Genomic DNA, 13416 nt, shown 5'->3' on the forward strand with positions numbered 1-13416 from the left:
CTAATGGAGTCGTTCGAACTTTACATTGATGGCCGATTTGATGGCGGATCGGCGACCTTCGCCTCGCTCAATCCGGCGACCGGTGAACCCTGGGCGCAGGTGGCGGAAGCGCGCACCCAGGATGTGGATCGCGCCGTTGCGGCGGCGCACCGGGCATTTCAGGGGGCCGAATGGCGCGACATGACCGCCGGCGCGCGCGGCAAGCTGTTATTGCGGCTGGCCGACTTGCTTGAGCAGCACGCCCCCGAGCTGGCGCGGCTGGAGACGCTGGATACCGGCAAGATCATCCGGGAAACCCGGGCGCAGATCGCCTATGTGGCGGAGTACTACCGGTACTACGCCGGCCTGGCCGACAAGATGGAAGGCAGCGTGCTGGCGATCGACAAACCCGACATGGAAACCTGGGTTCGACGCGAACCTATTGGGGTGGTGGCGGCGATCGTGCCCTGGAACAGCCAGCTGTTTCTCGCGGCGGTGAAAATCGGCCCGGCGATCGCCGCCGGCTGCACGCTGGTGGTCAAGGCGGCGGAAACTGCGCCTGTGCCACTGCTGGCGTTCGCCAAACTGATAGACGAGGCCGGCTTTCCACGCGGCGTGTGCAATGTGATCACCGGATTTGCCGCCGACTGCGGCGCGGTGCTGACGGCGCATCCGCAGGTAGACCACATCGCTTTTACCGGCGGCGCGGAAACCGCGAAGCACATCGTTCGCGGCAGTGCGGAAAATCTCGCCAGCACCTCGCTGGAGCTGGGCGGGAAATCGCCGTTTATCGTCTTCGACGACGCGGATCTGACCAGCGCGGCGAATGCGCAGGTGGCGGCTATTTTCGCTGCGTCGGGCCAGAGCTGCGTGGCCGGTTCGCGGCTGCTGGTGGCGGAAAGCATCAAAGACGCGTTTTTGGCCCGGCTGACGGAGAAGATACGCAGCATTCGCATCGGGCCGCCGGATCGCCCAGACACTCAGTTCGGGCCGCTTTGCACCCGGCAGCAGCAAGAGCGGATCGCCGCCATCGTCAGCCGCTCGCTGGAGCAGGGGGCGAAACTGGTGATTGGCCATGCGGCGATCGCTTCACCAGGCTTTTACTACCCGCCGACGATCGTCGATTGCAGCGCGCAACCCGACGCCGAGTGCGTGAAGCAAGAGCTGTTCGGCCCGGTGCTGTCGGTGTTGACCTTCAGGGACGAAGCGGAAGCCATTCAGCTCGCCAATGATTCTGCCTATGGCCTGGCGGCCGGTATTTTCACGCAGAATCTGACGCGCGCGCACCGGGTGACCCGTCGCCTGCGGGTGGGCGTGGTGTGGCTCAATACCTATCGAGCGGTATCGCCGCTGGCGCCGTTCGGCGGTTACGGCAAGTCGGGGTTTGGCCGCGAGGGCGGGATTGACGCCGCGCTGGAATACACCACCAGCAAGACGGTATGGCTGCGCACCAGTGACGATCCGATAGACGATCCCTTCGTCATGCGCTGAGCCAGCGCAATCAGGCGCGATCTCGGATCGCGCCGGCAACCCAGTTTTCATCGCGTTGAAACCGGCGACCGCAATGTCGCCGGGGCAAACGCACGCTTTTTTCGACGTATTGGCACCCTACACGCTGTAAAAAATAATAATCCAGGTTAACCGGGGGATATATGAATTCTCAGCCAGAGCAGACCGCGTTTATTGAAGACAAGTCGATCGATTTTGTTCCCGCCGGGGAGCGTCATGGCCATGCCCGCAGCCTGTTCACCCTGTGGTTTTGCACCAACATTGCGCCGCTGGCGGTCGTGACCGGGGCCATCTCCACGCAGACGTTTCATCTCGATATTCTCTCGGCGCTGAGCGCGATTATCGCCGGCCACCTGTTCGGCGGCATTTTTCTGGCGCTGACCTCGGCCCAGGGGCCGCAGGTCGGGATACCGCAAATGGTGCAGAGTCGGGCGCAGTTCGGCCGCTATGGGTCGCTGTTGGTGATCGTGTTCGCCACGGTGATCTATCTGGGATTCTTCATTTCTAACATCACGCTCTCGGGCAAGGTCATCCATAACGTCATCCCGTCATTGAACATGGGCGCGGCGACGGTGATTGGCGCGGTGCTGGCGACGCTGATCGGGGTGGTGGGCTACCGTTTCATCCATAAGATCAACAAAATCGGCGCCTGGGTGATGGGCAGCGCGTTGATCCTCGGGCTGGTATTGATGTTTTCTCAACCGCTGCCGGCGGATTTTTGGCTGCGGGGATCGTTCAGCATTGCCGGTTGGTTCGCCACGTTCTGCATCGGCGCCGTCTGGCAAATCAGCTTCTCGCCCTACACGTCAGACTATTCGCGCTACCTGCCGGCGGAAGTCGGCATTGCCAAACCGTTCCTGTATACCTACTTCGGCGCCTGCAGCGGCACCATTTTGGCCTTTGTGTTCGGCATGGTGGCGGTCAATCTGGTCGCCGGCAGCGATGATGTCATGGAGGCGGTGCGTCAGGCGACGGGAGGGTTGGGGCCGGTGCTGATGGTGCTGTTTCTGATCAACATCATCTGCCATAACTCGATGAATTTGTACGGTGCGGTGCTCTCGTTGATTACCGCCGTACAAACCTTCTTGCCGCAGTGGATGCCGAATGCGCGTATACGTACGCTGTTCTCGACATTGATTCTGCTGGGATCGGTATGGGTGGCGTTGGTCGCCTCGGCCAACTTTGTACATCTGTTCCTGAACCTGATCTTTGCCTTGATCTCGGTGCTGATCCCGTGGTGCATGATCAACCTGATCGATTTTTACCTGCTTAACCGCCAACGCTATGACATTTCGGCCATTTTCAGCGCCGACGGCGGGCGCTATGGCCTGCTTAACACCCGCGCGCTCGGCGTTTATTTCGGCGGTATTGCGGTGCAGGTGCCTTTTGTTGAGAACGCGTTCTTCTCCGGCCCTTACGCCAATCTGATCCCGGGCGCAGACATTTCCTGGGTGATCAGCATGGTGCTGACCGGTATCGCATACCCATTGTGTTGTTCACGACGGGCTAACTGGGCAGTGCAGCTTTAAATGTCATCGCCCTGGAAAAGCCGCTGCTGCCAGTGCAACAGTTGGGTCAGCGTGACTGGCGCCGCGTCAGCCATGGCCACGCGATTTTCCAACGCAATTTCTCGGGCGCGCTGCAACGATTCGATGCTGAGGCGCTGCAAGTTTTGTTGCGTCGCCTGTTGTATTTGCGCCAGTTCACCCGAGCTAACGTGCGGCAACTCATGACGCATCTGCAATAAGAATTCGTCGGTTAACTGCCTCAGCTGTTCAACGGTGAACGTCGGGGATTGCAGCGCGAACAGCAGGCCTTCGGCATCGGCGCAGCGGTGGAAGGCGCATTGCACCACGTAACCCACGTTGCGTTCCACGCGCAGCCGCTGAAAATAGCGCGGCGCGTAAAGCTGGGCCAGCACGCGCAGCGCCCAACGGCCTTCGGCTTCATCGTTTTGCAGCGGGTAAAACTGCAGTAAGGCACTTTCGGCGCCGCTTTCCGTCAGCGTGATGGGGCAATGATGTTGATGTGTCGGCAGCGGCGGCTCCGCGGCCACGAAATAGGGGAAGTCGTACAGCAGGTGCGACAGCTGCCGTTTTAACTCGCCATCGCCGCCGATCAAGGTGGCATGCCATTGTGCTGCTTCGGTTGGCGCACTGAGCGCCGCCGGCAATTGAGCTAACAGGCGGCGAATGGCGATATCGCTTTGTTCTTTCAGCTGCGTATGGCGCAGGTTTCTCGCCGCTTCGCTGAGAACGGTCGGCGGCAACACCGCCAGCGCTCGGTTCACCTCACTCAGCCCGTGGCAGATCAGCGCGTGGCTGCCCGCCAGTTGCAGCAGCCACACGCCCTGATGGCGCTCGAAGCTCAAATGTCCCTCCCGATGCGCCAGTTCTGCCGCCCCGGTGCGCAGCGCCGCCTGTAAGCCGTAGGCCTGTCCATCGCTGAAGCGGCTCGACGGCGCCGGCCGCAGCAGCAGCACAGGCTGCGCTTCGCCGGGGAGCAGATGCCGCAGCGGCGCCAGGCCGGAAGGCAAGGTCGGACTAAGCAGCGCCGCCGAGGTGGCGAAAAAGCGGAAAGGTTCCGCGGCAGACGTCAGCGCGGCGCTGGCGAAGAGGCCAAGCGCCAGCGGCAGCCCTTGAATTTCACGGGTTTCGCCGTGGCCATCAGGCCGCACGGCCAGGCGACGGCGCGGCGCGCTAATCAGCGCCGCAATATGCCGCGGCCAATCGTCGTTCGACTTCACCGGCGGTAGCCCAAGCGCTCTGGCCCGCAGCTGATCGAGCGGCGCCAAACGGTGGAAATCGCGATTTGCCAGCCGCTCGTAATGCGCAAGCTGAGCCGGTGTCAGCACCTGCAGCGCCTGTAGCCACGCCAGCAGGGCGCTTTCGATGTGGGCAGCTTCAGCGGCTGAACCGTGATTAACGGTAAAGATAAAACTCAGCAGGGCGTTGTTCTCACTGCAGCGCGAATAATCCAGCCGAACGGCGTCACACCACGCCTGAGCGCGCAGCCGCGCCAGCAGCCCGCCGGGGGCTTCGTCCAACAGCAGGCGCTCCAGCCGCCGCAGCCAACCGCGTGAATGGGAACGCGACAGGGCAAACACCAGCCTCAGCTGCGGCGTGCCGGGAAGAGACAGGGTGTAATCTTTCGCGGCGGTCAGCGACGGTGAGGCTTCGTGCGGTATGGCGCTGCCCGATGGCAAGCGGCTGCCGTAGCGCTGTGCCAGCGCATGCAGCTGCGCCAGCGATTGCGGGCCTTGCAGCCACAGCGTCATGTTTGGCGCGCGAAAATAGCACTGGTGAAACTGCCGCAGCGCCTGCTGCAACGCGGAAATGTCGTTGCCGAAAGCGGCGCGGCTGCCGATATGAAAGCGATGCATTGCACCAAGGCCGCCGAACATCTGCCGCTGCGCCGCTTCGCAGCGGGTTTCTACCTCGGCGCGCAGCAGGCGGTATTCGGCGTCGATGACCTCGATCTCCTGCTCAATCGCCTCGGTCGCCAGCTGTGGGGCGGCGAGCATATCGCTTAGCCGCGCCAACCCCTGCGCCAAATGTTCGGTGCCCACCTCGAAGAAAAACGCGGTTTGCGTAGCCTGGGTGGTGGCGTTCAGTCGGCCAGTGACCGACGGTACCCAGCTCATCAGGCCCTCTTGCGCGCTGAAGTTCGCGCTGCCGCGAAACAACATATGCTCCAGCAGGTGCGCCAGGCCCGGCCAGGCGACGGGCGCCTGAAAACTGCCCGCCTCAATGCGCACCAGCGCGGCGGCGCAGCCGACAGCAGGGTCGCTTATCGCCTTGACGGCCAAACCGTTCTCGAGCTGCCAAGAGGCGCCGGCGAGTGCCATCGTCAACCCTTGAAGATCAGACGGGAGTTGGTCTGATTGCGAAAACGCAGCTGATCGATACCGATCTGCGAACGGTTCGCCGCTTCCCGCGCCGCCAGAATGGTGCCGTGGTGCGGCGATTTGCCGCACACCGGGTCGGCGTTGTCGGCGTTGCCGGTTAGCATGAACGCCTGACAGCGGCAGCCGCCGTAGTCTTGCTCTTTCTCCGAGCAGGAACGGCAGGGCTCCGGCATCCAGTCATAGCCGCGATAGCGGTTAAAACCGAACGAGTGGTACCAGATATGCTGCAGATCGTGCTCCAGCACCGACGGGAAGGCGATCGGTAACTGACGGGCGCTGTGACAGGGTAACGCCATGCCTTCCGGCGTCACGCTCATGAAGATGGCGCCCCAGCCACCCATGCAGCCTTTGGGGCGCTCCTCGTAGTAGTCCGGCGTGACGAACAGCAGGTTGGCCAGCTTGCCGTCGGCGGCCATGCGTTCGCGGTAGCGTTTCACCACGGTTTCCGCATCGGCGATCTGTTCGCGGGTCGGCAGCAGGCCTTCACGGTTCAGGTGCGCCCAGCCGTAGAACTGGCAGGTCGCCAGCTCGACGTCGTCGGCGTCCAGCTGGATCGCCAGTTCGATAATGCGGTCGATCTGGCCGATATTATGGCGATGCAGCACGAAGTTGAGCACCATCGGATAGCCGAGCGCCTTGACCGCCTTGGCCATGGTCAACTTCTGCTGAAATGCTTTGGCGGAGCCCGCCAGCGCGGCGTTCAACGTTTCATCGCTGGCCTGAAAACTGATCTGAATGTGATCCAGCCCGGCGTCGGCGAAGGTCTGCAGCTTTTTCTCGGTCAGGCCGATGCCGGAGGTGATCAGGTTGGTGTAAAACCCGAGATCGCGGGCGGCGGCGATCAGCTCGGGCAGGTCTTTACGCACCAGCGGCTCGCCGCCGGAGAAGCCGAGCTGCACGCTGCCCATCGCCCGCGCTTGGCGAAACACCTCGATCCACTGCGCGGTGGTCAGCTCTTTTTCCTGCGTGGCAAAATCGAGCGGGTTAGAGCAATAGGGGCACTGCAGCGGGCAGCGGTAGGTCAGCTCCGCCAGCAGCCAGAGCGGCGGATTCACCGCCGGCGCACGTGGTTCAGTCACGGAAGGTCACCCATTTTTGTTCGTAGGCGCGCTGGAAAAATTCCAGCACGTCGTCCGCTAACCCTTCGGCGCCGGGGAAGCGGGCGTTCAACTGGGCGATGATGCCGTTCAGCGTAGTGTGGCCGTCGACCAGTTGCAAAATGGCGGCGGCGCTGTCGTTCAGCTTGGCCATGCCTTCCGGGTAGAGGATCACATGGCTGTTTTGCACCTGCTCCCATTGCAGGCGGTAACCGCGGCGGAAGACTGGGGTGTGTTCAGGGTTCAGCGTCATTACACCAGCCTCTGGTTGTGCCATACCCGCGCGGCGGTCACGCTGTGGTAAGGTGGGCGGTTCAGGGTGTAGGCCATGCTCATGGCGTCCAGCATGCTCCACAGAATGTCCAGCTTGAACTGCAGGATCTCCAGCATGCGCTGCTGCTTTTCAACGGTGTCGCAATAGTCCAGCGCCAGCGCCAGGCCGTGTTCCACATCGCGGTTGGCCTGGCCGAGGCGGCTGCGGAAATAGTCGTAGCCGGCGGCGTCGATCCACGGGTAGTGCTGCGGCCAGCTGTCGAGGCGCGATTGGTGAATTTGCGGCGCGAACAGTTCGGTCAGCGAGCTGCAGGCCGCTTCCTGCCAGCAAGCGCGGCGCGCGAAATTGACATAGGCGTCCACCGCGAAGCGCACGCCCGGCAGTACCCGCTCTTCAGAGAGCAAAGTGTCGCGCTGCAGCCCAACGGCTTCGCCCAGGCGCAGCCAGGCCTCGATGCCGCCTTCGCTGCCGCCGTAACCGTCGTGATCCAGAATGCGCTGCACCCATTTGCGGCGTGTTTCCGGCTGCGGGCAGTTGGCCATGATCGCCGCATCCTTAATCGGAATGCTGGTCTGGTAGTAGAACCGGTTGGCCACCCAGCCCTGGATCTGCTCGCGGGTCGCTTCGCCGTTGTGCATCGCGATGTGGTACGGGTGGTGGATATGGTAATAAGCGCCTTTGGCGCGCAGCGCCGCTTCAAACGCCTGTGGGTCAAGGGGGAGTGGTTGCGTCATGGCGGTTCCCTACAGTTCGATATTCATGCCGTCCCAGCTCACTTCAATGCCGGCGGCGGTCAGGCTTTGTCGCTCTACCGAGTCTTCATTGAGGATAGGGTTGGTATTGTTAATGTGGATCAGGATTTTGCGCCTGGCGGGCAAGGTGGCGAGCAGGGCCGCCAGCCCATGTTCTTCCGCCAGCGCCAGATGCCCCATGTCCTTGCCGGTATTGCGGCCCACGCCGGCGTTGGCCAGCTCGTTGTCGCGCCACAGCGTGCCGTCGATCAGCAGGCAGTCCGCGCGGCGCAGCCACGGCATCAGCGCCTCGTCCGGCTCACCCAGGCCCGGTGCGTACAGCAGCCCGACCCCGCGTGCGGTATCTTCGATAAACAGCGCCACGTTGTGGCCCGGCAGCGGACGATCGCGGTACGGCGAATAGGGCGGCGCGTTGCTGAGCAGCGGAATGGCGGTAAAGCGCACGGTCGGACAGACCGCCGTGTGGAACGGTTCGCCGGGCGTCACCGGGTGGTGAATCAGCCCGCCGTTCCAGTGGGAGAGCATGGGAAACACCGGGAAGCCGGTGCTGAGATCGTCATGTACTTCAGGCGTGCACCAGACCTGGTGCGGACAGCCCTCACGCAAATTGAGTAAGCCCGCGCTGTGATCGATCTGGCTGTCGGTCAGCACGATCGCGCCGATGCCGGTGCCACGCAGCACGTCGGGGTTATTCAATGCGGGCGAGGCCAACAGTTGATGGCAAATGTCCGGGGAAACGTTGCACAGCACCCAGTTTTTACCGTCGTCGCTGATAGCGATGGAAGACTGCGTGCGGCGCGTGGCGCTGATGCTGTGGTCGCGAACGCCCCGACAGTTGTCGCAGTTGCAATTCCACTGGGGAAAGCCGCCGCCCGCCGCCGAGCCGAGAACTTTTATCTGCATGTCTAAACCAGAAAGAGAGGGAAAGAAATGCCCGCGCGAAGGGCGGGCAGACGGGCGATTAACGGTTGGAAATGTACAGCGTTACTTCCAGCCCCAGACGCAAGTCAACAAACTCAGGTTTAGTCCAGGTAGTCATAGCGGTGCTCCTTAGCATGCATCGTAATATGTCGAACCCAATGAGAAACGTTCGCATTCGGCCGGCACAATGTTGGCGAAATGTGACGGAGATCGCAACCTTTAAAGCGTAACCGGGTTATTCACCCCAGGTGGCGGCGAGCACGTTCAGCCAGTTGCGCCAGGTCAGCTTCTCCAGCAGCCGGTTATCGAACCCGGCCTGCGCCAGCGCTTGCGTCAGGCGCGGCAGGCCTGCGGCGTCCTCCAACGGTTGCGGTACGTTGACCCCGTCAAAATCAGAGCCAAACCCCACGCGATCTTCACCAAGTTTAGCGATCAAATACTCAACGTGTTTAACAATTTCTGTTAAGCCGGTCGTTGCACTGTCACGTTTACCGTCCGCCCGCAGGAAGGCGGTGCCGAAATTGACGCCGACCATCCCGCCGCTCTGGGCGATGGCGTCCAGCTGCGCGTCGGTCAGGTTGCGTGGCTGCGGGCAGAGGGCATGGGCATTGGAGTGGGTAGCGACCAGCGGTGCGGTGCTCAACGCGGCGGTTTGCCAGAAGGCTTTCTCGTTCATGTGCGAGACGTCTATCATGATGCGGCGCTGATTGCAGGCACGGATCAGCGCCTCGCCGGCCGGCGTCAGGCCGGGGCCGGTATCAGGTGAGCCGGGGAACGACCCGCTGACGCCGGTACCAAAGGCGTTTGGCAGATTCCAGAATGGCCCGATGCTGCGCACGCCCAGCCGGTAGAAGGCCTCCAACTGCGTCAGTTCTGCATCGATCATGCCGGCGCCTTCGATATGCAGCACCGCGGCGATTTGCCGGTTGAGGCGGCACTGTTCTATTTCGGTGGCGGTGCGACAGATGCGCAGCTGCCCCTGAGAAGCCTGTTCCAGCTGCTGCAGGATGGCGATCTGCCGTTCGGCGATCGCCAGCGGATCGAAGGCGGCCTGCGCCTCGTCCTGCGTTTGATTACGCATCTGGGCGATATAGCTGACCGGAGGAATAAATACCGCGAACAGCCCGCCGAAAAATCCGCCGCGCCGCATGCGGGAGAAATCGAGGTGGCCCGGCGTGACGCGGGAATAAAAGGCGGCGACCGGATCGTCGTCATGCTGCAGCCACAGATTGAGCAGCAGGTCGTTATGGCCGTCGAAGACCGGCCAGAGAGGGGGAAGCGTCATGGGCGTTTCACTGAGTCAGGCATCGTGAACGCTATGTTCTCCCATCGAGCGAGGGGGAACAACCCTCGCTCGATGGGGAGATTCGAATGCAGTGAACATACGGAGATTAACCTGACCGAAATTATTTTCAGCCAGCGGTCAAGGTAATTTAAACGTGTGGATCAGCGTTGATTATGCCAATAAAATTGATGGTTCTGTAATATTTTAGATATTGATTTCTTGAATCAAATTTTATTTGTGGCAATATCGTTATCGCTTGTGTGTTGGGCACGCCGCCCCCCTAACTCACTGTTTGAAAATGAATTTCACCACTATCAATATAATAACTGTTGGTTATATTTAATGTGATAATTAAATGTTCACAGTGAATTAAGCGTTGTTCCTTGCTACATTTTTATACCGAAGGATTGATCATGACCAAAAGACTACTCCTCTCCGCCTCACTGGCGAGCGCATTATTATTAAGCGGGTGTGCAAGCATCCCTCTCGCAACAGATCAAGAATCAGCGCATGCCAAAAGCTTCCCTGCGTTGGATGAAAACAAAGCGGGCCTCTATATTTATCGTGACAGTTTTGTCGGCAAGGCGTTGAAGAAAGATGTTTATCTTGACGGCAAATGCGTGGGTGAGACCGCGGATAAAACGTTTTTCTATACCCAGGTTGACGGCGGACAACAGCATAAAATCTCTACCGAATCTGAATTTTCTCCTAACGATCTTTCCATTTATACCGAAGCGGGGAAAAATTACTTCGTAAGACAATATATTAAGATGGGTGTATTCGTCGGCGGTGCCGGTCTGAGTCAATCGACAGAGGATGAAGGCAAACGTGTTATTTCTAAAGCTGCGGTAAAGCTTGCCAAGGGCGGCCGTTGCGATAGCTAATGCTCCTTGCCCGTGGGATTTCAGGGATATTCCTCCTGAAATTCCCATTATCTGTTTAAACCTTCGCTGTTTACCCTACGGCTATGAATGGAGTGACGATGTCACTCCGTTTTTCTTTAATGACAAACCGACAACACCAACTGCCGCAGCCAGCGGTGATCCGCCTCGGCGTCCAGGCGCGGGTGCCACATTTGCGAGACGGTAATGGGCGGCGTTTTCACCGGCAGCTCGAAGACGCGCAGCGGGCCATCGGCAGGTTGAGCCTGCAGGAAAGAGGTGGGCAGCAACGCCAACAGGTTCGAGGCTTGCGCCACCGCCAGCGCGGCGGGAAAGCTTGGCACCACGGCGGCGATATGGCGTGCCAGCCCCAGCTCCGCCAGCGCGGCATCTACCGGCCCGAGAATGCGCCCGCTGCGCGAGGCCACCACGTGGCCGCAGGCGGCGTAGTCGGCGACGCCAATCTCTGGCTGTTGCGCCAGCGGATGTGCGGTTCTCATCACGCCAACGAAGCGATCGCGGAACAGCGCCTGCAGGCGGATTTCCGGGCCCATGTCACCCAATACGCCGATCTCCAGATCGACCAGACCTTCACGCAGGGGGCGGTCGCTTTTCTCCGGCTTGGGCGCAAAGCGCAACCGCACCCGCGGCGCCTGTTCGGCGGCGGCGGCGATCAGCGCCGGGCCGAAGGCCTCGACGAAGCCGTCATTGGCGCGCAGCGTGAAGGTACGATCCAGCGCGGCGGGATCCAATGCTCCCTGCGCCGGACGCAACACAGCGCGGGCTTCGAACGTCGCGTGCCGCGCCCGCTCGCGCAGCGTTTCGGCATAGGGCGTCAGCACCATATGACGGCCGGCGCGCACCAACAGAGGATCACCGGTGGCCGTGCGCAGCCGGCTGAGGGTGCGGCTCATCGCCGAGGCGCTTAAACCGAGACGCCGCGCCGCGCCGGCAACGCTGCCCGCCGTCAGCAGCGCGTCGAGTGCGATCAGCAGGTTGAAATCAGGGTCGGTCATGCGTGCGCATCCTGTCGTGCTGAATAGGGGGGAAGGCGTTCGATGCAGTTTGTGCGTGCGAATGCTGCATCAGTCGCCATGCATTATGCCTGAGCCTGTTTTCGCTGTGCCATGACTTACCGCTAAAAAACCGGAGGGGGACTGGCCCGTTTGCCGTCTGAACATGGCGATAAACGCGGACGGATCGTTATATCCCAGGGTAGAGGCGACATATTTGACGGCTTTCCCTTCCTGTAACAGCGTCATCGCCATGAGGGTTTTGCTTCTCAGCTTCCATTCATTGAAAGAGATGCCGGTAGCGGCGAGAAATCGCCGCGACAGCGTACGCTCACTCAAGCCCAGCATGCCCGACCATTGTGTCAGGGTGTTGAGATCGTGCGGCGCGGCGCTCATCTTTTCGGTCATGATCTTGACAACGTCATCGCTGCCGAGCGGCAGGTAGCTGTCAAAACGCTCCGACAGCGCCAGCTGCTCAAGCAACGCGGTAACCAGCGTCTGGTCCTGAGGCGTGTGCGGATAGCCAATAAGCCTTTCTGAAAAATCGGCCAGCACCGCTTTGACGATCTTATTCAGCCGCAGGGTTTGCGGTCTGCTCGGTAAGGATTGGCATAGCGAGGGGCTGACATGAAGAATGACATAGTCAATTGCACTCTTTGCTACGGATTCATGTTCGGTATTAACGGGGAGCCAAATGGCATATTCTGGTGTGGATAAATAAATATTGTTCTCAATATTTATTTCCGCCAACCCTTTCATGGAATACATCAGTTTGCCCCATGGCAACGCCTGTAAAGGGAATTGCGTTCCTGCCGGCCAGGATTTATTTCTGAACCAAATCGATATTGGGATTTCCCCGGTCAATTCTGACGGTTTCATGATGCCTTCCTGTCCGTTCATGGCTGCGTCTTCCTATTATAACAATAAGTTGTCTGATAATCGGCATTTCTATTCTATGGGGAAAGCTTACTCTGGGCAGGTCATTCCCCTGGATAAAGGTAACAATATGTACGGTAAAATCATTGATCTTTCGGTGCCGCTGATGAGCGGGATCGCTTCCGATCCGGAGCGGTTTCTGCCGGAAATCGAGTATGTTGACAACAAGCGCGGAGCGTTGCAGCTGGCGGAATCATTTCCCGGCCTGGATCCCTTAGCGCTGCCGCGTCAGGAGGGCTGGGCGGTGGAATTTGTCCGCATGAGCACCCACGCGGGAACGCATATGGACGCCCCTTATCACTACCATTCGCATATGGATGACGGATCGGCGTCAAAAACCATTGATGAAATACCGCTGGAATGGTGTATCGGCCCTGGCGTCAAATTGGATTTCCGGCATTTTCCCGACGGTTATGTGGCCACTACGCATGATATTGAGCGTGAATTAGCGAGGATCGGCCATCCTATCGCCGCCGGCGATATTGTCTTGGTCAACACGGCGGCCGGCGGGCGTTACGGCAGCGAAGATTTTATTCATCGCGGTTGCGGCATGGGCCGTGAAGCGACGCTGTATCTTACTGAACGCGGCGTCAGGGTGGTGGGCACCGATGCCTGGAGCTGGGACGCGCCATTCAGCCATACGCGCACCAAATTTGAACAAAGCGGCGATATTTCGCTTATTTGGGAAGGGCACTATGCCGGCAGTCAATATCCTTATTGCCAGATTGAAAAACTGTGCAATCTTGAATTGCTGCCGCCCTGTGGATTTAACGTGATCAGTCTGCCGGTGAAGGTTTATAAGGCATCCGCCGGCTGGGCTCGGCCGGTTGCAATTATCGAAGCTCAAGCGGGAGAATAAGCG

13 protein-coding genes are annotated in these 13416 nt (G+C 60.1%); 4 read left to right on the forward strand and 9 right to left on the reverse strand.

Features of this window, described 5'->3' with window-relative positions; translation table 11 throughout:
- Positions 1-3 precede the first annotated feature (3 nt).
- Both FOT55_RS17380 and FOT55_RS17385 read left to right on the forward strand, forming a co-directional pair.
- Complete coding sequence (locus tag FOT55_RS17380; protein ID WP_043137398.1) at positions 4-1470, forward strand: aldehyde dehydrogenase; 1467 nt, start codon at positions 4-6, stop codon at positions 1468-1470.
- A 161-nt stretch (positions 1471-1631) separates the two neighbouring features.
- Complete coding sequence (locus FOT55_RS17385; RefSeq protein ID WP_049204022.1) at positions 1632-3017, forward strand: purine-cytosine permease family protein; 1386 nt, start codon at positions 1632-1634, stop codon at positions 3015-3017.
- Here the strand turns inward: FOT55_RS17385 and pqqF are convergent.
- The 7 genes from pqqF to FOT55_RS17420 form a co-directional block, all read right to left on the reverse strand.
- A complete protein-coding gene (gene pqqF / locus FOT55_RS17390; RefSeq protein ID WP_147823787.1) occupies positions 3014-5335 on the reverse strand; it encodes a pyrroloquinoline quinone biosynthesis protein PqqF in 2322 nt (773 codons plus the stop codon). The genes FOT55_RS17385 and pqqF overlap by 4 nt on opposite strands.
- Positions 5336-5337: 2 nt before the next feature.
- Complete coding sequence (gene pqqE / locus FOT55_RS17395; RefSeq protein ID WP_147823788.1) at positions 5338-6474, reverse strand: pyrroloquinoline quinone biosynthesis protein PqqE; 1137 nt, start codon at positions 6472-6474, stop codon at positions 5338-5340.
- A complete protein-coding gene (gene pqqD, locus FOT55_RS17400; protein WP_016927749.1) occupies positions 6467-6745 on the reverse strand; it encodes a pyrroloquinoline quinone biosynthesis peptide chaperone PqqD in 279 nt (92 codons plus the stop codon). The genes pqqE and pqqD overlap by 8 nt, the downstream gene beginning before the upstream one ends.
- Positions 6745-7500, reverse strand: coding sequence for a pyrroloquinoline-quinone synthase PqqC (pqqC, locus tag FOT55_RS17405; RefSeq protein WP_025302820.1), 756 nt, complete (start codon positions 7498-7500; stop codon positions 6745-6747). The genes pqqD and pqqC overlap by 1 nt, the downstream gene beginning before the upstream one ends.
- 9 nt (positions 7501-7509) lie before the next feature.
- Complete coding sequence (gene pqqB / locus FOT55_RS17410; protein ID WP_147823789.1) at positions 7510-8421, reverse strand: pyrroloquinoline quinone biosynthesis protein PqqB; 912 nt, start codon at positions 8419-8421, stop codon at positions 7510-7512.
- Positions 8422-8479: 58 nt separating this feature from the next.
- Positions 8480-8557, reverse strand: coding sequence for a pyrroloquinoline quinone precursor peptide PqqA (gene pqqA / locus FOT55_RS17415; RefSeq protein ID WP_004937827.1), 78 nt, complete (start codon positions 8555-8557; stop codon positions 8480-8482).
- Between the two features lie 117 nt (positions 8558-8674).
- Positions 8675-9724 carry a dipeptidase gene (locus tag FOT55_RS17420; protein ID WP_049207640.1) on the reverse strand — a complete coding sequence of 350 codons (1050 nt, stop codon included), beginning with the start codon at positions 9722-9724 and terminating at the stop codon, positions 8675-8677.
- A gap of 413 nt (positions 9725-10137) precedes the next feature.
- Here FOT55_RS17420 and FOT55_RS17425 point away from each other — a divergent pair, with 413 nt between their 5' ends.
- Entirely contained in the window at positions 10138-10608 is a 471-nt protein-coding gene (locus tag FOT55_RS17425) for a DUF2846 domain-containing protein (protein ID WP_025302823.1), read from the forward strand.
- 116 nt (positions 10609-10724) lie between these two features.
- Here FOT55_RS17425 and FOT55_RS17430 read toward each other — a convergent pair whose 3' ends face one another.
- Together FOT55_RS17430 and FOT55_RS17435 are read right to left on the reverse strand one after the other, a co-directional pair.
- Positions 10725-11621, reverse strand: coding sequence for a LysR family transcriptional regulator (locus FOT55_RS17430; RefSeq protein WP_127145899.1), 897 nt, complete (start codon positions 11619-11621; stop codon positions 10725-10727).
- Positions 11622-11690: 69 nt separating this feature from the next.
- Complete coding sequence (locus FOT55_RS17435) at positions 11691-12497, reverse strand: helix-turn-helix domain-containing protein (RefSeq protein ID WP_226905806.1); 807 nt, start codon at positions 12495-12497, stop codon at positions 11691-11693.
- Between FOT55_RS17435 and FOT55_RS17440 the strand changes: the two genes are divergently transcribed.
- Positions 12496-13413, forward strand: a complete 918-nt coding sequence (locus tag FOT55_RS17440; RefSeq protein ID WP_238476116.1) for a cyclase family protein — start codon at positions 12496-12498, stop codon at positions 13411-13413. The two genes, FOT55_RS17435 and FOT55_RS17440, sit on opposite strands and share 2 nt — an antisense overlap.
- Positions 13414-13416: the final 3 nt, after the last annotated feature.

Source organism: Serratia bockelmannii, assembly GCF_008011855.1.
Lineage (GTDB): Bacteria > Pseudomonadota > Gammaproteobacteria > Enterobacterales > Enterobacteriaceae > Serratia > Serratia bockelmannii.

What these genes read in the sequence shown, in the direction of transcription:
- FOT55_RS17420 (WP_049207640.1), bottom strand. Translation starts at nt 9,724, where the DNA reads ATGACGCTTCCCCCTCTCTGGCCGGTCTTCGACGGCCATAACGACCTG.
- pqqD (WP_016927749.1), bottom strand. Translation starts at nt 6,745, where the DNA reads ATGACGCTGAACCCTGAACACACCCCAGTCTTCCGCCGCGGTTACCGC.
- FOT55_RS17385 (WP_049204022.1), top strand. Translation starts at nt 1,632, where the DNA reads ATGAATTCTCAGCCAGAGCAGACCGCGTTTATTGAAGACAAGTCGATC.
- pqqA (WP_004937827.1), bottom strand. Translation starts at nt 8,557, where the DNA reads ATGACTACCTGGACTAAACCTGAGTTTGTTGACTTGCGTCTGGGGCTG.
- FOT55_RS17430 (WP_127145899.1), bottom strand. Translation starts at nt 11,621, where the DNA reads ATGACCGACCCTGATTTCAACCTGCTGATCGCACTCGACGCGCTGCTG.
- FOT55_RS17435 (WP_226905806.1), bottom strand. Translation starts at nt 12,497, where the DNA reads ATGAAACCGTCAGAATTGACCGGGGAAATCCCAATATCGATTTGGTTC.
- FOT55_RS17440 (WP_238476116.1), top strand. Translation starts at nt 12,496, where the DNA reads ATGATGCCTTCCTGTCCGTTCATGGCTGCGTCTTCCTATTATAACAAT.
- pqqC (WP_025302820.1), bottom strand. Translation starts at nt 7,500, where the DNA reads ATGACGCAACCACTCCCCCTTGACCCACAGGCGTTTGAAGCGGCGCTG.
- pqqF (WP_147823787.1), bottom strand. Translation starts at nt 5,335, where the DNA reads ATGGCACTCGCCGGCGCCTCTTGGCAGCTCGAGAACGGTTTGGCCGTC.
- FOT55_RS17380 (WP_043137398.1), top strand. Translation starts at nt 4, where the DNA reads ATGGAGTCGTTCGAACTTTACATTGATGGCCGATTTGATGGCGGATCG.
- FOT55_RS17425 (WP_025302823.1), top strand. Translation starts at nt 10,138, where the DNA reads ATGACCAAAAGACTACTCCTCTCCGCCTCACTGGCGAGCGCATTATTA.
- pqqB (WP_147823789.1), bottom strand. Translation starts at nt 8,421, where the DNA reads ATGCAGATAAAAGTTCTCGGCTCGGCGGCGGGCGGCGGCTTTCCCCAG.